Source organism: Flavobacterium terrisoli (assembly GCF_030167905.1).
GTDB lineage: Bacteria > Bacteroidota > Bacteroidia > Flavobacteriales > Flavobacteriaceae > Flavobacterium > Flavobacterium terrisoli.
In genome coordinates this window covers 75,663-100,899 of the sequence record NZ_JARGNA010000006.1, presented here as the reverse complement: position 1 = coordinate 100,899, position 25,237 = coordinate 75,663, and the positions used below count along the sequence as shown (strand labels likewise).

The 25,237-nt window shown below is 37.5% G+C and carries 22 protein-coding genes; 14 read left to right on the top strand and 8 right to left on the bottom strand.

Features of this window, described 5'->3' with window-relative positions; genetic code table 11:
* Positions 1 to 3 precede the first annotated feature (3 nt).
* A complete protein-coding gene (locus P1K33_RS09495; protein ID WP_284652718.1) occupies positions 4 to 1,059 on the top strand; it encodes a glycosyltransferase in 1,056 nt (351 codons plus the stop codon).
* On the opposite strand, the gene P1K33_RS09490 is transcribed toward P1K33_RS09495, so the two are convergent.
* Both P1K33_RS09490 and P1K33_RS09485 read right to left on the bottom strand, forming a co-directional pair.
* Positions 1,033 to 2,076 (bottom strand): sensor histidine kinase, encoded by a 1,044-nt coding sequence (locus P1K33_RS09490; RefSeq protein WP_284652717.1) that lies wholly within the window; start codon positions 2,074 to 2,076, stop codon positions 1,033 to 1,035. The genes P1K33_RS09495 and P1K33_RS09490 overlap by 27 nt on opposite strands.
* Positions 2,077 to 2,760 (bottom strand): response regulator transcription factor, encoded by a 684-nt coding sequence (locus P1K33_RS09485; RefSeq protein WP_284652716.1) that lies wholly within the window; start codon positions 2,758 to 2,760, stop codon positions 2,077 to 2,079.
* A gap of 194 nt (positions 2,761 to 2,954) precedes the next feature.
* Here P1K33_RS09485 and P1K33_RS09480 point away from each other — a divergent pair, with 194 nt between their 5' ends.
* From P1K33_RS09480 to P1K33_RS09450, 7 genes are all read left to right on the top strand, one after another.
* Positions 2,955 to 5,702 carry a TonB-dependent receptor gene (locus tag P1K33_RS09480; protein ID WP_284652715.1) on the top strand — a complete coding sequence of 916 codons (2,748 nt, stop codon included), beginning with the start codon at positions 2,955 to 2,957 and terminating at the stop codon, positions 5,700 to 5,702.
* A gap of 188 nt (positions 5,703 to 5,890) precedes the next feature.
* On the top strand, positions 5,891 to 7,069 hold the full coding sequence (locus P1K33_RS09475; protein WP_284652714.1) for a beta-helix domain-containing protein: 1,179 nt from the start codon (positions 5,891 to 5,893) through the stop codon (positions 7,067 to 7,069).
* 107 nt (positions 7,070 to 7,176) lie between these two features.
* Positions 7,177 to 7,488: a T9SS type A sorting domain-containing protein gene (locus tag P1K33_RS09470; RefSeq protein ID WP_284652713.1), complete on the top strand. Its 312-nt coding sequence runs from the start codon at positions 7,177 to 7,179 to the stop codon at positions 7,486 to 7,488.
* 104 nt (positions 7,489 to 7,592) lie between these two features.
* A complete protein-coding gene (locus tag P1K33_RS09465; protein WP_284652712.1) occupies positions 7,593 to 9,494 on the top strand; it encodes a T9SS type A sorting domain-containing protein in 1,902 nt (633 codons plus the stop codon).
* A gap of 175 nt (positions 9,495 to 9,669) precedes the next feature.
* Positions 9,670 to 11,544: a right-handed parallel beta-helix repeat-containing protein gene (locus tag P1K33_RS09460; protein ID WP_284652711.1), complete on the top strand. Its 1,875-nt coding sequence runs from the start codon at positions 9,670 to 9,672 to the stop codon at positions 11,542 to 11,544.
* 86 nt (positions 11,545 to 11,630) lie between these two features.
* Positions 11,631 to 12,611: a LuxE/PaaK family acyltransferase gene (locus P1K33_RS09455; protein ID WP_284652710.1), complete on the top strand. Its 981-nt coding sequence runs from the start codon at positions 11,631 to 11,633 to the stop codon at positions 12,609 to 12,611.
* 39 nt (positions 12,612 to 12,650) lie between these two features.
* A complete protein-coding gene (locus P1K33_RS09450) occupies positions 12,651 to 13,316 on the top strand; it encodes a hypothetical protein (RefSeq protein WP_284652709.1) in 666 nt (221 codons plus the stop codon).
* Positions 13,317 to 13,345: 29 nt separating this feature from the next.
* On the opposite strand, the gene tyrS is transcribed toward P1K33_RS09450, so the two are convergent.
* Positions 13,346 to 14,638, bottom strand: a complete 1,293-nt coding sequence (gene tyrS, locus P1K33_RS09445; RefSeq protein WP_284652708.1) for a tyrosine--tRNA ligase — start codon at positions 14,636 to 14,638, stop codon at positions 13,346 to 13,348.
* Between the two features lie 95 nt (positions 14,639 to 14,733).
* Here tyrS and P1K33_RS09440 point away from each other — a divergent pair, with 95 nt between their 5' ends.
* Positions 14,734 to 15,744, top strand: a complete 1,011-nt coding sequence (locus tag P1K33_RS09440; RefSeq protein ID WP_284652707.1) for an NAD-dependent epimerase/dehydratase family protein — start codon at positions 14,734 to 14,736, stop codon at positions 15,742 to 15,744.
* Here P1K33_RS09440 and P1K33_RS09435 read toward each other — a convergent pair whose 3' ends face one another.
* The 3 genes from P1K33_RS09435 to P1K33_RS09425 are packed head-to-tail and all read right to left on the bottom strand — an operon-like array spanning position 15,745 to position 18,211.
* A complete protein-coding gene (locus P1K33_RS09435) occupies positions 15,745 to 16,122 on the bottom strand; it encodes a DUF4296 domain-containing protein (RefSeq protein WP_284652706.1) in 378 nt (125 codons plus the stop codon).
* Between the two features lie 10 nt (positions 16,123 to 16,132).
* Positions 16,133 to 17,473 (bottom strand): dihydroorotase, encoded by a 1,341-nt coding sequence (locus P1K33_RS09430; protein ID WP_284652705.1) that lies wholly within the window; start codon positions 17,471 to 17,473, stop codon positions 16,133 to 16,135.
* A 12-nt stretch (positions 17,474 to 17,485) separates the two neighbouring features.
* On the bottom strand, positions 17,486 to 18,211 hold the full coding sequence (locus tag P1K33_RS09425; RefSeq protein WP_284652704.1) for a polyprenol monophosphomannose synthase: 726 nt from the start codon (positions 18,209 to 18,211) through the stop codon (positions 17,486 to 17,488).
* A gap of 105 nt (positions 18,212 to 18,316) precedes the next feature.
* Here P1K33_RS09425 and P1K33_RS09420 point away from each other — a divergent pair, with 105 nt between their 5' ends.
* The 3 genes from P1K33_RS09420 to P1K33_RS09410 all read left to right on the top strand — a co-directional run bounded on the left by P1K33_RS09420 (position 18,317) and on the right by P1K33_RS09410 (position 21,832).
* The gene (locus P1K33_RS09420; protein WP_284652703.1) at positions 18,317 to 18,991 is read left to right on the top strand and encodes a DUF4271 domain-containing protein; all 675 of its coding nucleotides are present in this window, start codon (positions 18,317 to 18,319) and stop codon (positions 18,989 to 18,991) included.
* Between the two features lie 11 nt (positions 18,992 to 19,002).
* On the top strand, positions 19,003 to 19,752 hold the full coding sequence (locus tag P1K33_RS09415) for a uroporphyrinogen-III synthase (protein WP_121314971.1): 750 nt from the start codon (positions 19,003 to 19,005) through the stop codon (positions 19,750 to 19,752).
* A gap of 97 nt (positions 19,753 to 19,849) precedes the next feature.
* Positions 19,850 to 21,832: an O-antigen ligase family protein gene (locus tag P1K33_RS09410; RefSeq protein WP_284652702.1), complete on the top strand. Its 1,983-nt coding sequence runs from the start codon at positions 19,850 to 19,852 to the stop codon at positions 21,830 to 21,832.
* Positions 21,833 to 21,893: 61 nt separating this feature from the next.
* On the opposite strand, the gene pckA is transcribed toward P1K33_RS09410, so the two are convergent.
* Positions 21,894 to 23,519 carry a phosphoenolpyruvate carboxykinase (ATP) gene (gene pckA, locus P1K33_RS09405; protein WP_284652701.1) on the bottom strand — a complete coding sequence of 542 codons (1,626 nt, stop codon included), beginning with the start codon at positions 23,517 to 23,519 and terminating at the stop codon, positions 21,894 to 21,896.
* Between the two features lie 81 nt (positions 23,520 to 23,600).
* On the bottom strand, positions 23,601 to 23,987 hold the full coding sequence (locus P1K33_RS09400) for a DUF423 domain-containing protein (RefSeq protein WP_284652699.1): 387 nt from the start codon (positions 23,985 to 23,987) through the stop codon (positions 23,601 to 23,603).
* A gap of 124 nt (positions 23,988 to 24,111) precedes the next feature.
* Between P1K33_RS09400 and P1K33_RS09395 the strand changes: the two genes are divergently transcribed.
* Both P1K33_RS09395 and P1K33_RS09390 read left to right on the top strand, forming a co-directional pair.
* On the top strand, positions 24,112 to 24,873 hold the full coding sequence (locus tag P1K33_RS09395) for a DUF3108 domain-containing protein (RefSeq protein WP_284652698.1): 762 nt from the start codon (positions 24,112 to 24,114) through the stop codon (positions 24,871 to 24,873).
* An 11-nt stretch (positions 24,874 to 24,884) separates the two neighbouring features.
* Positions 24,885 to 25,208 (top strand): hypothetical protein, encoded by a 324-nt coding sequence (locus P1K33_RS09390; protein WP_284652697.1) that lies wholly within the window; start codon positions 24,885 to 24,887, stop codon positions 25,206 to 25,208.
* Positions 25,209 to 25,237: the final 29 nt, after the last annotated feature.

The following is a 25,237-nucleotide window of genomic DNA, read 5'->3' as shown; positions in this document are numbered from 1 at the left end:
ATAATGCCAAAAAACATACTCGTTGCGCCTTTAAATTGGGGTTTAGGTCACGCCACCCGCTGCATTCCGGTCATTAGGAAATTGGAGCAACATGGTTTTACGCCTGTCCTTGCTTCAGATGGTGTTGCCCTGAGCATTTTACAAAAGGAATTTCCACATTTACAATCAATCGCATTGCCTTCCTACGAAATTGAATATGCCAAAGATGGTGCTGATTTCAAATGGAAACTGATTAAAAACAGTCCGAAAATGATTCAGGCCATTTTGGACGAAAAGAAATTGGTCAAAAAACTGGTCAAAGAATATGAGCTGGCCGGTATTATCTCCGACAACCGCCTGGGTGTTTACAGCAAAAAAGTGCCAAGTGTTTTTATGACGCACCAATTGAATGTCTTATCTGGGAAAACCACCTGGATTTCGAGTAAGCTGCATCAATATTTCATCGGGAAATTTAATGAATGCTGGATTCCCGACATGAAGGAAAAACCCAATCTGACCGGTAAATTGGGTCATTTGAAAAGCAGTCATTTAACCCTGAAATACCTTGGTCCGTTGAGCCGTTTGGAGAAAAAGAATGCCGAATCAAAATACGAATTAATGGTTATCCTTTCCGGTCCGGAACCGCAGCGAACAATGTTAGAAGAGAAATTGACTGAAGAACTTCAAAACTATAGCGGCGATGTGATTTTCATCAAAGGAAAAGTGGAACCGGAACAAAAAAAGGAAGTTATTAAAAATGTAACCTATTACAACTTTATGACTTCCTCTGAAATTGAAACCGCATTTAATGAAAGTGAGATGGTGCTTTGCCGCTCGGGTTATACGACAGTCATGGATTTGGCCAAACTGGAAAAGAAAGCCTTTTTTATTCCGACACCGGGACAATTTGAACAGGAGTATTTGGCTAAAAGATTCAAAAGAAACGGCATTGCTCCTTTTGCCAAACAAGAGGATTTCAGAATAGAAAATTTGTTGGAAATTCAGTTGTACAAAGGATTACCGCAATTGAACGAACCGATAAACTGGAAACAGCTATTTGTACTTTTCCAGGGTGAATGAGAATTCGGAACCTTTTCCGAATTCGCTTTCCACATAGATTTTTTCGCCGTGGGCTTCGATAATATGTTTCACGATTGACAATCCAAGACCTGAACCGCCTTCACTTCTGGCACCACTTTTATCGACCCTGAAGAAACGCTCAAACAAACGCGGAATGTATTGTTTTTCGATGCCTTCACCATTGTCTCGGAAACGCACAATGATTTTGTCATTGACCAAGTCTTCGATAGTGACTTCTGTCGTTCCGTTTTCTTTTCCGTATTTAATGGAATTGGTCACCAAATTGGTGATGACCTGCTCAATTTTTTCCTTATCGGCAAAAACCTTGATGGGTTTGCTGTACTTTCGGTCGAACATCAAAATAATATTCTTTTTATCGGCTTTCATTTCAAGCAAATCAAAGACATTTTGAATCAGTTCGACAATATTGAATCTGGACAATTCGAGGTTCAAATCACCAGTTTCCAGTTTGGAAATCATGTCCAGATCTTCAACAATATAAATCAATCTTTCTACACCCTTTTCGGCGCGCTCCAAATATTTTTTACGCACATTTTTATCATTCATCGCACCATCCAACAGCGTTGACAAATAACCCTGAACCGTAAAAAGTGGTGTTTTTAATTCGTGCGAAACATTGCCCAGGAATTCACGTCGGTATTCTTCACGGACCTTGAGCGTTTCGATTTCCATTTTCTTATCGGTAGCAAACTTTTTCACCTGTCTGGTTAAAGTTGCCATATCGGTCGTAATCGGTTGGTTTCGGAAAGAAGTTGATTCCAGAAGGGAAATATCATCATAGATTTTCTTTACCCTGCGGTAAATAAATCTCTCTACGCGATACTGAATGACAAAAAAGGAAAAAACAAAAATGGAAATGGCAAAGGCTGAGACGATTGCCACAGAAAATTCATGAAAAAACCAAAGCAATAATCCAAGAAATCCGGAGGAAAAAATCGTAATATAGAGCGACGACTTTATCGCAAACGTATAGGTTTTCTTGAATTTTAGCTTCATTTATACTTCTAATTTGTAACCAACACCTTTGATGGTTTTGAATAAGTCTTCGCCAATTTTTTCGCGAAGTTTTCGAATATGAACGTCGATAGTTCTTCCGCCGACAATCACTTCATTGCCCCAAACCTTGTCGAGAATCTCTTCACGCTTGAAGACTTTTCCGGGTTTTGAAGCCAACAAATAAAACAATTCAAATTCTTTACGCGGCAGGACAATTTCTTTTCCTTCCTTGATGATTTTATATTCTTCGCGGTTGATTTCTATACCGCCAACATTGAGCGTTTCTGCATTTGCCTCGTCATTTTTCAATCGGCGCAACAAAGCTTTTACTTTACTGACCAATAATTTTGGCTTGATTGGTTTGGTAATATAATCATCGGCACCGGCATCAAAACCGGCTACCTGAGAGTAATCTTCGCTTCGGGCAGTTAAAAAAGTGATAATCACATTGCTCAATTCCGGCAGTTTGCGAATGTTTTCACAAGCTTCCATACCGTCCATTTCGGGCATCATTACATCCATAATGATGAGTTGTGGCAGCTCTTTTTTGGCTTTGGTAATGGCTTCTTTCCCATTGGTGGCCGTTACGATTTGGTATCCTTCCTGTGACAGGTTGTAGCCTACAATTTCCAGGATATCCTGCTCATCATCTACTAATAAAATCTTGATGTCTTTTTTTTTCATAACTGACGTTATTGCTTTTTTTCGGACGTAAAGGTAAAGATAATACAAAATGATTACATACGCTAAAAGTTGAGTTAACCGTAATTTAATCTGTTAACAATTTGGTAATGCTCAGCCAACAAAATGGTAATAATGAAGTAACACGTCCTTTACAATGCGGTGGTTTCTTTGCACCAAAATTAAACAGGACAGAAATGAAACTTAAATTAATTGTTACTTTTTTATTAATAAACGTTATTGGATTTGCCCAAAACAAAGGAACTATTACCGGTACATTAACGGATAAAGATTTAAACAACGAACCTTTGCCATTTGCCAATGTAGTAATAAAAGGAACTTCCATTGGAGTGACTACAGACGAAACCGGAAAATATACCATTGCTGTTGAAGCCGGAACCTATACCATCCAATTCAGCTTTTTGGGTTATGAAACCATCGAAGAGAAAATAGAGGTAAAAGCAGGAGAAACATTGACCATTAATAAAGCTTTGGGCTCAGGAAGTTATCAATTACAGGATGTGGTGATTCAAAAAACCGTAAGCCGTGAAAAAGAAACCGCTTTGTTATTGGAACAAAAAAATGCTGTGGAAATCAAGCAAAGCATTGGTGCTCAGGAATTATCAAGAAAAGGAGTTAGTGATGTGGCAACTGCCGTAACCAAAACTACCGGAATCACCAAACAGGAAGGTTCAGGAAATATATTTGTACGTGGTTTAGGTGACCGTTACAATTCAACAACAATGAATGGTTTGCCAATTCCTTCGAATGATCCTGAGAAGAAAAACATCAGTTTGGATATTTTTTCTACGGATATTGTAGAAACTGTTGGGATTGATAAAGTATACAACAGTAAATTATTTGGTGACTTTGCCGGAGGAAACGTTGATATTGTTTCTAAAGATTATAAAGGCAAAGGGTTTTTAAAATTGGATATCGGTTCTAAGATCAACACCAATGCATTGGCTGAAGATGATTTTACTTTACAAAAAGAATACAATTCGTTTGGATTTGACAGCAAGTCTATTCCGGGGAATTCATTGACCGAATATAATTTTAGCTCTTTACAGTTAGAAAGCAAAAATCCGGTTGCCGGTTCGTTTGGTCTTTCAGGTGGAAAATCATTTGATGTTGGAAGCGATGGAAAATTGAGCCTTTTTGGAACGGCCAATTATAGCAACGATTACGCCTCAATAAAAGACGGTAGTGCCAAAAGCATCAATGGCGCTGGCGTTGCGAATAAGGATTTTGAAAAATTTTCTTTCTTAAGCTTCAACACCAACTTTACCGGAATGTTGAATGCAGCTTATAAAATCAACCCAAGTAATAAAATCAATTTCAATTCTGTTTTTATCAATACGTCCTCTTTATCCAAAGAAGAATATACCGGATATTTTGTTGATGGTGCGGAAGACAACAATGGTTTTGTACGCAGAAATAAATACGATAAAAATGCACTTTGGATTAACCAATTGTTAGGTGACCACAAGTTATCGGAGCGTTCAAAATTCAACTGGGGCGTTTCTTATAACACCATTACCGGTGACCAACCGGACAGAACCCAAAACACCTTAAACAAGTACGATTTTGGCTATGTTCTTTTAGGTCAATCTGCGGCAAACAATCACCGTTATTTCCAAAAATTGGACGAAACTGAAATTGCAGCAAACTTATCGGTTGATTATAAATTCAACAAAAATGCTGAAGGTGATTATAAAGGAAAACTTACTGTAGGCTATTCCGCAAAAAGCAAAACCAGGGATTTCGAAGCGACGCAATTTAACTTTAAACCCAATACAGCTCACGCCGCTGATGTTGTTGACATCAACAATTTGGATTTGTTTTTCAATCAGCAAAATTACGCTAATGACTTCTTTGAAATTTCAACCTTCAGAGGAAACTCTCAAGCGCCTAATGCTACAAAACCTCAATTCTACAAAGGAGATTTATTTGTAAATGGTGGTTATGTGAACACTGAATACAAATTCAATAAATTGACTGCGGTTTTAGGATTAAGAGCCGAATATTTATTGCAAAAAGTAGAATGGAACACCTCATTAGACCCTGACGGAGGTGATGATGAGTTAGACAAAATTGCCTTTTTGCCAAGTTTAACCATGAAATATGAATTAAACGAAAAACAAAATCTGCGTTTCGGATTTAGCAAAACCTATACTTTACCACAATTCAAAGAAAGAGCTTTGTTTATTTATGAAGAAGTAAACGAAACCAAAATCGGAAATCCTTACTTATATGAATCGGATGATTACAATATTGATTTAAAATGGGAAATGTTCCCAAAAAGTGAAGAAGTAATTTCGGTTACCGCTTTTGGAAAATATATTCAAAATCCTATCAATGAAGTAACCATTGTTTCTTCAACTAATGACATTTCTTATGTAAATACAGGAGACTTTGGTTATGTTGCCGGTGCAGAAGTAGAATACCGAAAATTGCTTTTCAACTTTGATGAAAACAACACCAATAAACTATCTGCCGGAATCAATGCTTCTTATTTATACAGCAACCAGGAATTAAGCTCTGAAAAAGTAATCAAGGAAACCGATTACAATGTTGATTTTACCGAAGATGACAGTAAACTAACCGGTGCTTCAGACTTATTGTTGAATGCTGACATCTCTTTCTTAAAAGAATGGAACAACAAAGAAAGCAACCTTACTTCAACGATTGCTTACACCCGTTTCTCTGACCGTGTATATTCTATCGGAACCAACGGAAGAGGAAATCAGGTAGACAAAGCATTTGGTTCACTGGATTTTGTAACCAAATTAAAATTCAACAAAAACTTAGGTCTTGGATTCATTGCCAAAAACCTTTTGGACCCGGCAATCAAAAGGGTTCAGGAAAATGGTTCGGGCGATGTAAATGTATTGTCTTATAAGAAAGGCATCACCGTAAGTCTTGGAATAAATTATCAATTCTAAAAAATATCAAAAAGAGTAGCAATTGCTACTCTTTTTTGTTTAGTAAAAAGTTCAATTAACATAGGAAACATTAAATTAATATTTGATTGACTTTTAATAATCTAACAATCATATTGACTTAACTTTTAAACAACACAACAGCTGCAAATTTGTCTCAAATTAATAAAAACAAAAACAACTCAATAAAAATGAAAAAATCAATCTTAAAAGTATTTGGAATTTTTGCTTTAACAGCAAGCTTATTAACGGGATGTTCATCATCTGATGACAACGGACCTTCTTCTACATTTGAAGTAAATCCTAATGATTTCAAAGGAACTATTGCTGATGGAGAAGTAATTTTAAATGCAAACACAATTTACAACTTAACGGGAGCGTTGATTATTGCAGACGGAGCAACTTTAACAATTCCTGCCGGAACTGAAATTCATGCAACAGGTGGAACTGGTGCTTACATTGCAGTAGCACAAGGAGGAAAAATTTTCGTAAACGGAACTGCTTCAGAACCTGTGGTAATGACAAGTGGTAATGCTGTTCAGGCTCCAGCGGATTGGGGTGGATTAGTTTTGTGTGGAAGAGCTCCTATCAATACTGTTTCAGGTGGGACATCTACTGCTCAATCTGAAGTTGCCGATTTAACTTATGGAGGAACAATTTCTAATGACAGTTCAGGTTCAATCAGATATTTAAGAATTGAGTATACCGGTGCTAACTTTAGCGCAGTAAAAGAATTTAACGGTGTTTCTTTATTTGGTGTAGGTTCAGGAACTACATTTGAATATGTACAATGTTATCATGGTGCCGACGATGGATTTGAGTTCTTCGGTGGAACTGTAAACACCTCAAACTTGGTTTCTTACGGAAATGAAGATGATCAATTTGACTGGACAGAAGGTTGGAATGGAACTAACACTAACTGGTACGGTAAAGAAGCTTTCGGAAAAGGAAACAGAGGCATTGAAGCTGACAACTATGAATTTGGATTTACCAATACTCCAATTTCTAACCCTTCAATCACCAACCTTACATTAGTTGGTCCCGGAAGTACTGCTGATGCTGTGGTTTACGCAGAAAATCAAGCTTTGAAATGTAGAAGAGGAACAAAAGGAATCTTTACAAATGTTGTTTTGACAGGTTGGAAAACCGGTGTTGATGTAGAACACGATGAAACTATTGCTTTTGTTGGAACTGCCTTAAAAGTGAATAATGTACTTTTTACAGATATTACCACTAGTACAAAGGGTAAAACAACTGCGGCAACAACTGCTGATGTAACTGCTGTTGCAACTGTAGGTGCTGCAACAGGAGCCGGAAATGGTGCTTCAGCTCCAACATGGGCCGCCAACTGGACTGTAGGTTTGCAATAATCAATACCATATAAAAAGAGCATCCCGGAATTAATTTTTCGGGATGTTTTTTTTTGGTACAGTATTTGAAATATTTTTTATATCTTTGTTATAACCAAATTAGAGTCATGAAAAGAAACTACTTTTTAACTGCTTCTCTCTTCTTATTGTTTACGTTTGTGTCTTTGGCACAGGACGGGAAGCAACAAGGGGAAACTCTTGGTTTCTACCCAAACCCTGTTAGTAACGGAAAAATCTATATTACTTCAAAAACTTCTCTTGATAAAGAGATACTTATTTTTGATGTCTTGGGTAAAAAAGTATTACAAACTACAATCTCTTCCAAAGAGTTAAACATTACTACAATTCCACCGGGAGTTTATATTATCAAAATCACCGAAGGAGAAACTACCACCACTAGAAAACTAATTGTCAGATAGTTATTCTTAGGTTTTTTTAATCTTTATTTAATCATTTTTTTACATTCTTTTTTTCAGCGAACAAATATTGTCATTATATTTGTAGGCTAATTAAATTTAAAAAAATGAAAAAAATTTACTCTTTATTATTTTTTGCAGTTACCACTTTGTCATTCGGACAGGTTTTAACTGATGATTTCAACTATGCAGACAACTCGTTGCTTACAGCAAACGGATGGGTTGCTCATAGTGGTACTACTAACTTTATTGATGTTGGTGCTTCAAACGGATTGAGTTATCCAGGTTACAATACTGCTGCCAATAACGCTGCAAGACTAGATAATACCGGTGAAGATGTTAACAAATCATTCGCTGCGCCAGTTACTTCAGGAACATTATATTATTCGTTCTTAGTAAATGTTGCTTCTGGTGATGCTGGATATTTCACACATTTAGGAACAGGAACAAATTTCGCTGCCAGAATATTTGTTAAGCCATCAGCAAATGCAGGAAAAATTAATTTTGGTATTTCAAATACAGGTACAGCTTCATTTGCTGCTGCACCAACAGATTTTGATTTAAACACTACTTATCTAATCATTGTAAAATACGATGTTTCTGCAACAGGTGCTGCAAGCATCTGGGTTAAATCTGCGGGTGTTCCTGCAACAGAAGCTGCTGCCGGAACTCCGGAACACACTACTTCTGCGTCAGGTGTCGCTTCAATTGCAGGTGTATATTTAAGACAATATGTTGCCACTCAAAATATTACTCTTGATGAAATCAAAGTATACACAACTTGGTTCGGAGCAGCAGGTTGTCCTTTATCATTAGGATCTGAAACAGCTGCTTGTGATGCTGTTACCTTAAACCTTGACACATACAGTGTAAGCATTCCATTTACAGGAGGAAATTCAGGAGCATACAATTTATCAACCAATGCCGGTACAATCGGTGGTGATAATCCTTCAACCACTGAATCAGGAAGCATTACTATTTCAGGAGTTACTGAAGGAACAAACGTTACTTTAACCGTTAGCGGTGCTTGTGGGCTTACAAAAACTGTAACTGCTCCAGAATGTAAACCAATTAGTTTATTGCCTTATTATGAGCCATTTGCCTATGCTGAAGCTAGTAATTTAGGTCAAAGCCAACAATGGTCAAATGTTAACACCGGAGACAATATTATTGTTGCAGGTGGCCTTTTAACTCCGGCTTACCCAGGTTTATCTCCTAGTACAACCGGTTATGCAATTTTTGGTGCTGATGGTATGGAATGTTCAACTCCATTTACTCCAACAACTACAGGAACTGTATACTATTCTTTTATAATGAATGTTAATTCAATGGCTGGTGTTACTGATGCTAATGGTGGTTATTTTGCAACATTGGGTTCAAGCTCTACTACTTTTGGTGCAACATTATGGTCAAAAAGAGTTGATGATGGTGTTTTCAATCTTGGAATAGAAGTTAGAACTGCTAATGCTGCAAATACGACTTATGACACTACTGCTTTAGTAACCGGAACAACTTATTTTGTTGTTGTTGGATATACATTTGGTCCTGATGCTTCAGACGATACTGTTAGCCTTTGGATAAACCCTACAGTAGATGGTGCACAGCCAGCTGCCACAATTACAGATACTCATACCGGCACTGATTTAACAGGCATCTCAAACTTTATTTTGAGACAGGATAGCGCTACTGAAACACCAAGTATGAGTGTTGATGAGCTTAGAATCGGAACTACCTGGGCACAAGTTACCAATGGTACTTTAGGCACTAGCCAAAACAACATTTCTGGATTGAAAGTATATCCAAACCCTGTTGTTAACGGAACTTTATACATTGAAACTGCTGCTAATACTGAAAGAACAGTTACTGTTTATGATGTATTAGGAAAACAAGTTTTAAACACTGTAACTTCAGACAATGCAATCAACGTAAGCAACCTTAGAGGTGGCGTTTATGTAGTTAAAATTACTGAAGAAGGTAAAACTGCAACCAGAAAATTAGTGATTAAATAATCCAATTTTCGATATAGGTTATGAAAATAACCACATTATAAAAAGAGCCCTGAATCTAATGATTTGGGGCTTTTTTCATCTGTAACTTTATCAAAATTCAGAACAATTAATGAGCTCAAAGTTAAATTGGAACTATAATTGCTTACAGGAAATTGTTGGATAATAACTAATAACTATGAAAAAGTATAAAATATCGACAAAAAAACAGCAATCACTTTCAGCATATTGTGTTGTACTCATGTTATTCATCTCTTCCTATTCTAGTGCAAAGGAATGGTTCGCTTCCCCAAACGGTAAGGCAGTCAACACAAAAGCGTTAGGCGGAACTGTCACCAATCCTTTTAATTTAAACGCAGCACTTAACTTAACTGATGTGATATTACCGGGTGACATTTTATGGTTGAAAGGAGGCCGTTATACAGGAAGGTTTGTCAGCAAACTTTCCGGAAAAGCTATTGCCAAAATAACCATCGCCTCTTGGCCGGGAGAGTGGGCAATATTGGATGGAAATATTCTGAATACCAAATCTTCAAACTCAAATAACAATCAGGTTTTAAAAGTGCTGGGCGGAAATGTAATCTTCAAAGATTTTGAAGTCACCTATAGCAAGGTCATAAGATCTGATACGACACCCAATTATGCTCTTTGTGGCGGAATCGAACATACATCAGGTGAAGATTGCGAATTTATCAATTTGATCATCCATGACAATCCGGGAAAAGGAATGGGCAGTTGGAAGGAAGTTGGCGGGACATTTGTTTACGGATGCATTATTTACAACAATGGCTACCTAACGCCCCGCAAAGACAAAAGAGGTCATGGTCCCGGGCTTTATGTCCAAAATGAAAGCGACAAATACAGAGTATTCAAAAATAACATCGTATTTAACAATTTCCACGATGGATTTCAGTGTTATTCAACAGGAAAAGCTCCTGTCAAAAACATAACACTAGATGACAACACCGTATTTAACAATGGCTCTCCACATCATTCAGCCGCTTCACCCGGCGATAACAACATCAATGTCTCTAACGGCTCAAGCAATGGGGAAAGTGTCATACATAACATCAACATTATCAACAACACACTATACCATAACACAAATTACACTCAGAAAGAATCCGGTGGCGAAGCCTGCTCTCTCTTGATTGGCAATGAGTTCCCCCAAAGCTGCCCACCAAACCTCAAAGATCCCGGAATTGGTTCCCATCACATCATAGTGAAAAACAACTTTATTTCCGGCAGGAATAATTTTATCAACTTTAAAAACATCAATCAGATTGTTTTTCAAAATAATATGGCCTTAGGGAGATTTATTATTGTTGATGAGCGCAATAAACTGACCGGCAAAATTAACCCAACAAATTGGCAATTTTCAGACAACATCTATTTTACCCGAAACGGAAGTTTTTGTAAACCTCCCAATATCCATCCCATATTTAGAATGGAACACCAAAACTATTCTTTTAACGGAACAGTCTGCAAACCTGTCGGCCAAAAGGTCATAACAGATTATTATATATACAATCATCCCAAAGAAACTTTTTCAAAACCATTTGATCCGCAATTTATAAGCTGGGCCGAGACTTTTGGCATTGATTCCAACAGCCATTCCCGTTTCTTTCTTTTGGCCAACAATCCAATAAGAACCAAGAGTGCAAACGGTCCATGGTTGGACAATCCGCCCAATGTATTAAAAATCACTAAAAACACCTACAAACCCAACCAATACAAATTGGTCTTATTAAGTCCACCCAATGATAATGGCTGGGGCGGTGACAACGAAAAGCCTCTAATTAACCCGATGGTCACCGTAAACTTCGGCGATCATGGTATTAACATCCCAGATGGAACCCATTACATACTCAAGGATATTGAAAACCTGTCTAATCCAAAACCTGTTTCAGGCAGGATTTCCAATAATCAACTTATAATAAACTTAGGGACTGCTGGTTTCGATACGCCAAAAGGCAAATTGACCGATTTTAAAAACCAAGCGGAAAAGACGCCCAACTGTTTTGGTGTTTTCTTGGTGGAATTTAAAAAATAGGACCGCTTTGCAGTTACTTCATCTAAAAAGCCCTGACAAAAGTTAGGGCTTTTCTATTTTCCTTACTTTTGCCAAAAATTTACTTCTTGATTGATTCACAAGACATATTCACGATTTCTTCCCAAAAGCAATTTGAAAAAATAGCGCTGAAGGTTTTTCGTTTCCAATACGAAAACAATTTGGTCTATCGTGAGTTTTGTGATTTTCTTAATATTGATGTCCAAAAAGTAAAATCATTACAGCAAATTCCGTTTCTACCAATACAGTTTTTCAAAAGCCATAATGTCGTTTCCAATTCTAATCCGATTCAGGAAACATTTACAAGCAGCGGAACCACCGGAATGATTACTAGCAAACATTTGGTTACCGATGTTTCGTTATACGAACAAAGTTATCGACTGGCTTTCTCTGAATTCTATGGAAATATTGAAGACTATGCCGTTTTGGCCCTGCTTCCATCCTATTTAGAACGCAGCGGTTCATCCTTAATTTATATGGTAAAGGATTTAATCGAATTGTCAAACAACGAGCACAGCGGCTTTTACCTGCGCAATTATGACGAGCTAATTTCGAAACTGATTGAATTGGACAATTCCGGCCAAAATGTAATCCTGATTGGTGTAACTTATGCTTTATTGGATTTAATTGAGCAGCAAAATTTTCAGTTGAAAAACACCATCATTATGGAAACCGGCGGGATGAAAGGCAAACGCAAAGAAATCATCCGCGAGGAATTGCATGAAATCTTATGTCAGGGTTTTGGTGTTTCGAGCATTCATTCTGAATATGGCATGACTGAATTGTTATCGCAGGCCTATTCGTTAGGCAACGGTATTTTCGAATGTCCGGCTTGGATGCAGATACTCGTTCGCGATCCCGAAGATGCACTGACCTATGTTGATTATGGCAAAACCGGTGGTGTGAATGTCATTGACTTGGCCAATATCAATTCGTGTTCCTTTATTGCTACTCAGGATTTGGGCAAAAAATACGCCAATAATTCCTTTGAAGTTTTAGGACGCTTTGACAATTCCGATATTCGCGGTTGCAATTTAATGGTGTTATAATAAAATTCCTTTTCTTGCGTTTATATTAAAATCAAAGCCTTGAAATACTTAATCATTTTACTCTTTTCCATTACTACTTTTTCCCAATCCAAACCAATTGAATTGAAAATCGATGCGATTAAAACCGTAGATAATGATGACCATAGCCGAAAATTTACATTGCACTACCACATCACCAATCTGACGGAAAAGCCCATTGCTTTTGTTTTAGACACAACGCATATCGTTCCTATTGGCGGCGGTTCCTTGAGGCCAAATCCTTATTATAAAGTCTATGAAAATGAAACTTCCATTGATGTCAACTGGATTTTTACAAACCAATTAAGCCGCGTTTTCAAAGACGAGGCAGAACTGAACAAGTACAGGGATTCTTTGATGAACTACGTCGAAAGCCGAACGCCGGAACAGTTATCCCAATCGAGAAAAGAAGGTTTTTTGGAAAACATTCAAAAATTGGCCCCAAAAGAGACCAAACATTTTACTACTGTTTTGTCTTGGAATAAAGAACGATACCACAAAAATGACGTCATAGAATATTATATTTCAGAAAAGGAAAAACACTTTTTTGAACTCCATATCAACCTGATGACAGAAGAACTTTTGTCCCATTTTACCGAAGAAGAGAAAAAGGAAGTCCTCAAAGACAAAGTCCTGACCAAAGGCTGGTTTACTTCCAATAAAGTTGAAATCGATTTGAGCGAATAAAAAAAGGAACCGAGTTGGTTCCTTTTTCTTTATACTACTTTTATCAAATAATAATTTTTCTTTCCTTTCTGCAGCATCAGAAACTGACCGTGAATCAAATCTTTTTCAGTAACTAAATAATCGGCAGCCACTTTTTCTTTGTTCAGTGAAATCGAATTCTGTTGCAACTCTCTGCGCGCATCACTATTCGAAGCCAGAAAACCGGTCTTAGCCGAAAGTGCCGCAATCATATCCAGTCCATTTTCCAAATCAGCCTTTGCTACTTCCGCTTGCGGAACGCCTTCAAAAACTTCTGAGAATGTCTTTGTGTCCAATTTTTTCAAATCATCCATCGTCGGACTAAAGAAGGCTCCCGAAGCAAAAACTGCTTTTTCAAACTCTTCCTTTCCATGTACCAATGTCGTTACTTCTTCTGCCAAACGCTTTTGCAGCACTCTTAAATGTGGCGCCGTTTGATGCTCGGCAATCAAAGCGTCAATCGTATTTTTATCTAAAAAGGTAAATATCTTAATGTATTTCTCAGCATCAATATCAGTCGTGTTAACCCAAAACTGGTAAAATTTATAAACCGAAGTTTTATCGGCAGTCAGCCAAACGTTTCCGCCTTCAGATTTTCCGAATTTAGAACCATCGGCTTTGGTGATTAACGGACAAGTCATCGCAAAAGCTTTCGCGCCTTCGCCATTCATTCTGCGCACCAATTCTGTTCCCGTAGTGATATTTCCCCATTGGTCGCTTCCGCCCATTTGCAACAAGCAGTTATGCGTTTTATATAAATGATGGAAATCATAACCCTGAATCAACTGGTAGGTAAACTCAGTAAAACTCATTCCTTCTCCTTCAGCGCTCAAACGTTTCTTTACCGAATCCTTCGCCATCATATAGTTTACGGTAATGCGTTTCCCCACATCACGCGCAAAATTGATAAACGAGAAATCTTTCATCCAGTCGTAGTTGTTCACCAAAATCGGAGCATTGACTGCCTTCGAATTAAAATCTAAAAAACGGGACAAAACCGCTTTGATTCCGGCTACGTTTTTCTCCAACGTCGCTTCATCCAACAAATTTCTTTCATCCGATTTCCCGGAAGGATCACCAATCATACCAGTTGCACCACCAACCAAAGCGATTGGCTTGTGTCCGAATTTCTCCAGGTGCACCAATAAAATAATCGGCACCAAACTTCCAATGTGCAATGAATCACTCGTTGGGTCAAACCCAATGTAAGTCGTGGTCATTTCCTTTAAAAGTTGCTCCTCAGTTCCGGGCATGATGTCGTGAACCAAACCACGCCATTGTAATTCTTCAACTAAATTCCTCATTGTAATAATTCTAATGAGCGCAAAGATAAAATAAATGTTGATTTGGTCATTTGGTTATTTGGTTATTTGAAAAACAAAATTCGTAAATTCGCGATATGATATTAGTTACAGGCGGAACTGGTTTGGTTGGAGCGCATTTGCTGTTGCATTTGACAGAAAATGAGGCTGCTGTTCGTTCCATTTACCGAAGTCAAAAATCCATAGAAAAGACAAAATCACTTTTCCAGTTGTGTCATAAAGAGGCTTTGTTTTCCAAAATTGAATGGGTCAAAGCAGATATTATTGATATTCCATCCTTAGAAATTGCCTTTCAAAATATAGATTACGTTTATCATTGCGCCGGTTTTATTTCCTATGACCCAAAAGACGAAGACCAACTCCGAAAAATAAATATCGAAGGAACCGCTAATATTGTCAATTTCTGTTTGGCTTACCACATCAAAAAACTCTGCCATGTTAGTTCCATTGCGGCCTTAGGTGATTTGGCCCAAAACGAAAGAGAAGTCACTGAAGAAACCGAATGGAATCCCGAAGCCTTGCATAGCGATTATGCCATTTCAAAATATGGTGCCGAAATGGAAATTTGGCGCGGGCAACAGGAAGGCTTAAACGTAGTGGTTGTCAATCCCGGAGTTATTTTTGGTCCCGGTTTTAAGGAAAAGCTGAGCAGTGCATTCTTCTCAAAAATTAAAAAAGGCTTTCCATTTTACACCAAGGGTTCCACCGGATATGTCGGCGTTACTGATGTGGTTAGAATCATGATTCAGTTGATGAAAAGCAATATTTCAGGCGAACGCTTTACTTTGGTCGCTGAAAACCTCACCTTCAAAAAGGTAATCTTTAAAATCGCCGAAAAACAAAAAGCCAAAAAGCCAAAAATAGAAGTCAAACCCTGGATGCTTGCGATTGCCTGGCGGGTAGATTGGTTTATCTCGACTTTTTTCAGGACCAAAAGACATTTGTCTAAATATAGCGCCAACGCATTATGGTCTTCCGATTTTATTTCGAATGAGAAAATAAAAAATCCCGAAGTTTCGGGATTGAATTTTGAGTTCCAAAGCATTGAGTCTGTTATTGAAGAAGTAATCGATTTACAGCAAAAATAATTACTGTACCTGCGGCGTGTCCGGATTTGGCATTTCATTTTTCGGTGCTGCATTTCCTTCCATTTTTTTGGTTTGTTTTTCTAACCTGCTTTTGACTTCACCAAACATCTTTTTATATTCATCAACATCAGAAGCGTAATACTTATTGCTTTCTGCTAATTGAGTACTGTCGATTTTGTATTTTTCAAAGAGGTATTCATTAGCCTCTTTATTGCTGATTCCTCCGTCTATATTTTGGGTTTTGATCGCTTCAAGCAATGAGATATCGTACAAAATGTCAATCATTTTGTCTTTTTCAATCAGGTTTTTGGGTTTCTCAACCGCATCGTTGCAACTAATCAATGAAAGCAGCAAACCAATTAAAACTATTCTCTTCATACCACTATTTTTATCTATCAAACAACAATCGTTTCCCAACAGGTATTTCACTTACCTTAAAGTTTTTATAAACCAATTCTCCATTGACAAAAGTATGGGTAATTCTCGATTTAAAAGTATAACCTTCAAACGGTGACCAACCACATTTGGCCAAAATATTTTCCTTTTTCACATTCCAAGGCAAACTTGCATCGACAATCGCCAAATCGGCATAATAACCTTCTCTGATAAAACCGCGCTTTTCAATCTTAAAAATCTTCGCCGGATTGTGGCACATTTTTTCTACGATTTTTTCAATCGAAATTTTTCCCTGATGATGCGCTTCAAACATAGCCACGACTGCATGTTGGACTAACGGCCCGCCAGATGGTGCTTTTAAATAACTTTGGCTTTTCTCTTCCAACGTATGTGGCGCATGATCAGTTGCAATCACATCAATTCTGTCATCCAACAAAGCTTTCCACAAAGCTTCTCTGTCATTGGCTGTTTTTACTGCCGGATTCCATTTGATCAAATTGCCTTTGGTTTTATAATCTGCATCCGAAAACCATAAGTGATGGACACAAACTTCGGCTGTGATTTGCTTTTCCTCCAATGGAATTTTATTGGTAAACAAATCCATTTCCTTAGCGGTCGAAAGGTGAAAAACGTGTAATCTCGCTCCGGTTTTCTTAGCCAGTTCAATGGCTTTGGAAGACGAAAGATAACAAGCTTCTTCACTTCTGATTAAGTGATGGCATTCGACAGGAATGTCTTCGCCAAACTGTAATTTATATCGTTCCAAATTGGCTTTGATCGTCGCTTCATCTTCACAATGAACCGCAATCAGCATTTTGGTGGATGAAAATATTTTCTCTAAGGTTTCCTGATTATCGACCAGCATATTCCCGGTTGACGAACCGAGAAACAATTTGATTCCGGCTACGTTCTTCGGATTGGTTTTCAATACTTCCTCCAAATTGTCATTGGTTCCGCCCATCATAAACGAATAATTCGCATACGATGTTTTCGCGGCTATTTGATATTTGTCTTCTAACAATTCTTGGGTAACAGCATTTGGAACCGTATTCGGCTGCTCAATAAATGAGGTGATTCCACCGGCAACAGCGGCACGGCTTTCGGAAGCGATATTGCCTTTATGGGTTAGTCCCGGCTCGCGAAAATGCACTTGGTCATCAATCGCACCCGGAATCAAATAGCTTCCTTCGGCATCGATGATTTTGCAACTGGCTGATTTTGGACTGATGCTGTCGGCAATTTCAACAATAAATTCGTTTTCAATCAAAACATCGCCTTCAAAAATGGTTCCTTCATTTACAATTTTGGCATTCTTAATTAAAACGGTATTCATTTTTTGGGTATTTTATAATCGGTTTAAAAACTTTCTGAATCGGAGTGAAATCACTCCAAAAATGGCTTCCTTGATAATGGCGCCACTCATTTTGGATTGTCCTTTGGTCCTGTCGGTAAAAATAACCGGCACTTCCTGTATGTTGAAATTCTTGGCAAATGCCCTGTATTTCATTTCGATTTGGAACGCATAGCCAATAAACTTGATGGCATTCAAATTTACTTTTTCCAATACTTCTCTTCGGTAACAAATAAATCCGGCGGTCGCATCCATGATTTTCATTCCGGTGATCATTCGCACATAAACAGACGCAAAATAAGACAACAACACTCTGCTCAACGGCCAATTCACCACATTTACACCCGTCACATAACGCGAACCAATGGCTAAATCGGCGCCTTCATCATGACAGGCAGCGTATAATTTTTCCAGGTCATTTGGGTTATGGGAGAAATCGGCATCCATTTCGAAAATGTATTTGTACTCATTTTTCAAAGCCCATTTGAATCCATGGACATAAGCCGTTCCCAAACCTGACTTTTTCTTTCTGATGGATAAAAACAATTGATTGCCAAATTCCTGCTGCAATTCGATTACCTTGTCTGCGGTTTTATCGGGTGAATTGTCATCAACGATTAAAATGTGAAACTTTTTTGGTAAAGCAAAAACAGCCCGAATGATACTTTCGATGTTCTCAATTTCGTTATAGGTAGGAATAATTACAATGCCGTCGCTCATAAAGATATAGTCATACTAGGTTGCAAAAATAAACTTTTTATCAGAGCAGAATCTTAATAATTATATAATAATTTAACAAATAAAAAAAGTAATTTTGTCGGGATTATGATAGAAACTGTTTTAGAGCCGAGAGTTTTAGAAGCCAAAGATTGGGCAACCTATCTTTTTGTTTTTTCGTTTGCTTTAATTGCCATTACCCGAACTGCCTTTGAGACCAGATTTAATGATTTTCTCAAGATTTTAGTTTCGGATAAATACATCAAGGTCTATAAGGATACTTCTCATTTGATGAGTGGTTTTACCATACTTTTATTTATCGTTCAGATTATTTCCTTCTCCTTTTTTATCCAATTAATACTGAGCCACTTTGGTTATGTTTCCAAAACAGATTGGATACTCTTTATTCGGATTTTTACTTTCATTGGTGTTTTTATCCTTTCCAAATTCCTAATCGAAAAAATCATAGCGGCCACTTTTAACATTGAAGAATTCATAGAACAATTCAATTTACAAAAAGTTAGCTACAGAACGTTTATCAGTTTGTTGTTATTACCGATAAACATCTATCTGTATTATAACGATATCTCATCAAATCTTTTTATTTATTGCGTTATTGCTGTGATTTTAATAATAAACCTGCTGGCTTATCTGGTTTCTTTGAAGATTTATCAAAACTTAATCATCGGGAAGTTGTTTTATTTTATTTTGTATCTTTGCGCACTTGAAATAGCACCGTACTATTTTATATATTATTTGATTACAAAAAATTCAGCACATTAAGAATGTCAAATTTGAAAGTGAAAACAATTTTGGTGTCACAGCCAGAACCCAAGGTAGAGAATTCTCCTTATTTTGAACTACAACAAAAGCACAAGGTAAAAGTTGATTTCCGCTCTTTTATACATGTAGAAGGAGTTAGTGCTAAAGACGTTAGAGCTCAAAAAATTGACCTCAACAACTATACGGCCATAATCCTGACGAGTAGAAATTCTGTGGATCACTTCTTTAGAGTGGCAGAAGAAATGCGTTATAAAGTTCCTGAAGATTTGAAATATTTCTGTCAATCAGAAGCGATTGCTTTTTACCTGCAGAAATATGTAGTGTACAGAAAACGCAAAATCTATGTAGGTCAAAAAGACTTCGTTGATTTATCTCCACTGATTAAAAAATACAAAGAAGAAAAATTCTTGTTGCCGGCTTCAGACCAGTTGAATTATGACGTGCCACAAACACTGAACAATTTAAAGGTGGATTGGACACAAGCCACTTTTTACAAAACCGTAATGAGTGATTTGTCTGATTTGGCAGATGTTTATTATGATGTTTTGGCTTTCTTTAGCCCAACCGGAATCAAATCCTTGTTCAAAAACTTCCCTGATTTCCAACAAAACAATACACGTATTGCTGTTTTTGGAAGTACTACACAAAAAGAAGCTTTGGAACATGGATTGCGAATTGATATTTTAGCACCAACACCGGAAACACCTTCGATGACGATGGCTTTGGAAAAATATATCGCTGACGCCAATAAAGGAAAATAGATTTTAAAATATATCCACAAAAAAGTCCTGTTAAGTTCATTAGCAGGACTTTTTTTATGTAATAATGTTTATTTTTGAAAGGCTAAAACAAATCATTATGGGCGAAAAAGGAATTGAAAAGTTATATTTTGGATTTTTACTGTTATTGCCCTTAGTTTTTTTCAACACCATCATTGATCCGGTTTTGGTTCCCCGACAAATACTGCTCACGGTTTTTCTTTTCCTGGTGGTTGGGCTTCTGATTTTCCAAAAAAAAGAGATACGCTTCAATTTCAAAACACCCATTATCTATGCCGTTACCGGGTTTTTGTTTTTCAATTTTATCTCCTTTTTCCAGTCCTCGATAGTCGGTGAAAGCCATACCGTTTTTTCCAAACTCGCGGTAGTGTTTTCGTTTTTTGTGATTACCAGCATTCTGTTTTACAACAATATTATCCGATTGAATCAAATCGTTTTGGCCGCCATTCTTTTTGGCCTCATTTCGATATCATTCTCTTTTTTCGACATCATTGAAAAGGCACAAAAAGGCCAACATCTGCTCAGGCAAATTGAAACCATCAAAGGAAGTGCAGCCAATAAAAACCTATTGTCTTCTATACTTTTCCTCTGCATCCCGTTTTATTGCATAGGATTACAGCAAGCTAAAAAAGCAGTGGGATTTTTGTCTTTTGCTGCGTTGCTTTCAACATTATTTGTGTTAGTCACCATCAGAACCAGAGTCGTTTTGATTGCCTGTTTCGTTTTCTTTGCCCTATTGGTTTGCTATAAAATCAAACAACGTTTTGCGATTAAAAAACGCTATTTTCTGGTTTCCGGAATCGCATTACTGTTGGTTGCATTGGCATCATACAAATTCTATTTCGAAAGTAAAATTGCCAATCTGCAATCCTCATCAACCGATATCACACAACAATACCTTTATCGATTATCCGACTCAAAAACGCTTGAAAGCCGAATCTTGTTCTGGAAAAACTCAATGCAAATGTCAAAGGAACATCCTTTACTTGGCGTCGGCATTGGCAACTGGCAAATTCAATTTCCGAAATATGGCTTTAACAATTTCACCGAATATGGCATCGTAAATGGCGAAAGCACTTTGCAACGGCCACACAACGATTTTATCTGGATACTTTGTGAAACGGGAATTCTTGGATTGCTGGCTTATCTAATTCTCTTTGGCGTGATTTTCTACCAATCATATTCATTGATAAGACAGGCAACATCCTCTCATGAGAAATGGAAATTCTTCTTTATTCTTAGCGCCTTAATTGGTTATCTGCTTATTTCCTTTTTTGATTTCCCTTATGAAAGAATCGAGCATCAGGTTATCGTAATGCTGCTTTTTGCGATTGTGGCTTCAGCCTATTTAAAAACCATTCCGAATACTGATAAGAAACACAAATTGTTGTTTTTTGCACTGTTGATTCCAATTGGTTATTCCTTTTTAGTTTCCTTTTATCGATTTAGTGGTGAACACCATGCTGTAAAAATGTATGCCGCCAAAGCCGATAAAAACCAAAGCGAAATTATTTATGAAGCCCAAAAAGCAGACAATTATTTTTACCGATTGGATAATACATCGATGCCACTAACCTGGTATGAAGGCATTGCCCATTTTAATGAAGGCAGAATCGAGGAAAGTCAAGCCTGCTTTGAAAAAGCGTATCAACTAACGCCCTATAACATTCAGGTGATAACCAATCTCGCCAGTACTTATCAAGCTACCGGCAAAATGGATGAAGCGGTGGCTTTGTTTAATGAAGCTTTGAAAATCTCCAATAATTTTGATGAAGCCAAACTCAATCTGGCTGCTTTATATTTCAATAAAAAAGAATATGACAAAGCATATTCCATCATTAATGAAGTTGATGTTACTTCGCCAAATCCAAAGTATAAAACCTATTTGGTTCCTATACTCAACCAAAAAATCAATACCTATCTCAAGACGGCTACCGATAAAACTGTGGTTAACAATTTGGTTAAAAATGTGACAACCAAAGAAGCATTGCTCCAATTGTTCTTTGATGCCAAGAAGAATAATGTTGATTTCGAAACCTATTTGGCGAAGGCCAAATTCTAAATAAAAAAACCCGCCATAAAGCGGGATTTCTCAACTGGTTAGGTTAGGTTTAGTTAGTTTTTTATACCTGTGGCCCTGCTTTTACCAAGCTTTGCCCTTGTTCATTATCGGTATACTGTGCAAAATTTTTAATGAATCTTGACGCCAAATCGGTTGCTTTTGCATTCCAATCTGCTGCATCAGTATAAGTATCTCTAGGATCTAAAATCGCTGGATTAACATCATGCAAAGACGTTGGCACTTCAAGGTTGAAAACCGGAATTACTTTAGAATCGGCTTTTTCAATCGAACCATCTAAAATAGCGTCAATAATCGCACGGGTATCTTTAATCGAAATTCGTTTTCCTGTTCCGTTCCAACCGGTGTTTACCATATAAGCCGTTGCTTTGTGCTCTTCCATTTTCTTTACCAATTCTTCTCCGTATTTTGTTGGATGCAAGGTTAAGAATGCTTTTCCGAAACACGCTGAGAAGGTTGGCTCTGGCTGAGTCACACCTCTTTCTGTCCCAGCCAACTTAGCTGTAAATCCTGAAAGGAAGTAGTATTGTGTTTGTTCCGGAGTCAATTTGGAAACCGGCGGCATTACGCCAAAAGCATCTGCGGTTAAGAAGATCACTTTATTGGCATGACCTGCTTTGGAAACCGGTTTTACAATATTATGAATATGATGAATCGGGTAAGAAACACGGGTGTTTTGGGTTACCGAACCATCTTTGAAATCAATTACACCGTCAGCATCAACCGTTACATTTTCCAATAAGGCATCGCGTTTGATAGCGGCATAAATATCCGGTTCGTTGGCTGCACTTAAATCAATGGTTTTGGCATAACATCCGCCTTCAAAATTGAAGACCCCTTCATTGTCCCAACCATGCTCATCGTCACCGATTAATTCACGTTTTGGATCTGTAGATAAGGTTGTTTTCCCTGTTCCTGAAAGACCAAAGAAAACCGCAACATCACCAGCTGCTCCTTTATTGGCCGAACAGTGCATAGAGGCAATTCCTTGTAATGGCAAGTAGTAGTTCATCATCGCGAACATTCCTTTTTTCATTTCGCCACCATACCAGGTTCCGCCAATCAACTGCATTTTCTCAGTCAGGTTGAAAGCCACATAAACCTCTGAATTCAATCCGTGAGCGGCGTAATCTTTGAAAGAAGTTTTGGAACCGTTCATCACGATGAAATCCGGCTCACCAAAATTGGCCAATTCCTCTACCGTCGGACGGATAAACATATTGGTCACAAAATGCGCCTGCCAAGCCACTTCCATAATGAAGCGTACTTTTAATCTCGTATTTTCGTTGGCACCGCAAAAAGCATCTACCACATATAATTTTTTCCCTGAAAGTTGGTCAACTGTAGTTTCTTTTAAAGCTTCCCAAGTGTTTTGATTGATCGGTTTGTTGTCATTAACCGCTTTGTCTGAAGTCCACCAAATGCTGTTTTCGGTGATATTGTCTTTAACTATGTATTTGTCTTTTGGTGATCTTCCGGTAAAAACACCGGTCATTACATTTACCGCTCCAAGTTCTGTCAGTTGACCTTTTTCGTAACCTTCTAAATTTGGATTTAACTCGTCATTGTATAATTTTTCGAAAGAAGGATTGTGGATGATTTCGTTAACGTTTTTGATTCCGTATTTTTCTAACGAAATCGATTTCGTAATTTGAGCGTAGTTCTCCATAAAATTTTGTTTGTGTTGTATTATGAATCAGGCGACAAAGGTAAAAATTAAATTTTAGAAACTATTTTTTTTATTAAAATATTATCTTTTATCTTTCAGAATATTCCACAACAAAATAGCCCATCCCAGTATTAATAAGGTTCCGCCGACAGGTGTTAAAATTCCCAAAGGTTTGAAATCAATTCCGATTATCGTTTTGGTGGCCAACAAATAAATCGAACCTGAGAAGAAAATTACCCCAAAAATCACCAACTGAAAGATGGTTTTTTTGGCTTTTTCAGTCGTCAGGGAAGTCAGTCCCAAAAACAACAAAAACAGCGCATGATACATCTGATATTTAACACCGGTTTCAAAAGTTACGAGCTCGGCAACGGTCAAATGTTTTTTTAAGGCGTGAGCGCCAAAAGCTCCTAAAATGATGGCTGTCATTCCCATTACGACAGCTGCAGTAGTTATTTTTCTTTCCATTGTTTTTGATTTGAATACTAATTGGCAAATTTATCCGTTATCTTGTTAGCAATAAAGAAATTTCACTTTTCTTTTGGTCGCTTACCTTTTTTAAAATTTTATATTTGCACCTTAATTTTCCATTATGAAGAGAATTCTTTTTATACTGAGTGCCGTTTTCATCTTAAGTTCGGTCACTTCAACATACAGTCAAACCATCAAACCCGGAGAAAATTTGGTTTTTGCCGGCTCTTATAATATGAGCGGTTTGATGACACAATTGGCACAGGTTACCATGAGTACCGAAACGGTTGCAACCGCCAAAAACTCGTATCTGCATTTGAATTGTGAACTGACGACTTACAGCAAATGGGATTCCTTTTTCAAAATCAGGGATATCTATGAATCGTATGTCAATCCTGCGAATCTGAAACCAAGTTTATACAAGAGAAGCATAGACGAAGGCGGTTATACCAAAAAGGAAAAATATGTTTTCAAAGGCAATACGGTAAACAGTACGGTGAAGAAAAGAAAGAAGCCTGAAACCCAAAAAACCTTTACCATTGGCAGTTCTACACAAGATGTAATTTCGCTTTTGTACAAAGTAAGAACGATGGATTTCAGCAAATTCAAAGTGGGACAAACGCAATCGTTAATGATTGTCTTCGACGAAAAACAAATTCCGGTGACGTTGAAATACATGGGAAAAGAAACAGTTAATGCAGGAAACTTGGGCAAAAAAGAATGTTATAAATTATCGATTGGCGCCAAAACTGATGCGCTGCGTGGAAAAGATAAAAACCTGATTTGGCTGACTGCCGATGCTAAAAAAATTCCTGCTCTATTGAAATTCAGCATTCCTGTCGGTACAGGACAATTGGCTTTAACCTCAGCAACGGGAATATAATATAAGGAATCATGAGAAAACTGTTTTTAATTTTAGCCTGTGTTTTTGGTGCGTTGGGCATTGCCTTTACCATTTTACCGATGGACACATTGGCGTTCCTTCCGATTGGTTTGGCTTTGATCTTTGGCTTATTGACTTTAAGAAAGTCAGAAGAAAGCCAAAAGAAATTTCCAAAAATTGTATTGATAATCGGCGCGTTGTGTTCGATTGTAGTTCTCGGTAAAACTTTATTAATTAAAGATGAAGTCGCTACAGATACTCAATTTGAACAACAGAAAATAGAAACCAAACAGGAAGCGAAAAAAGAACTCGAAGAACTCGAAGGCTTAGAATAACGAAAAGCTCATCTGAAACGATGGGCTTT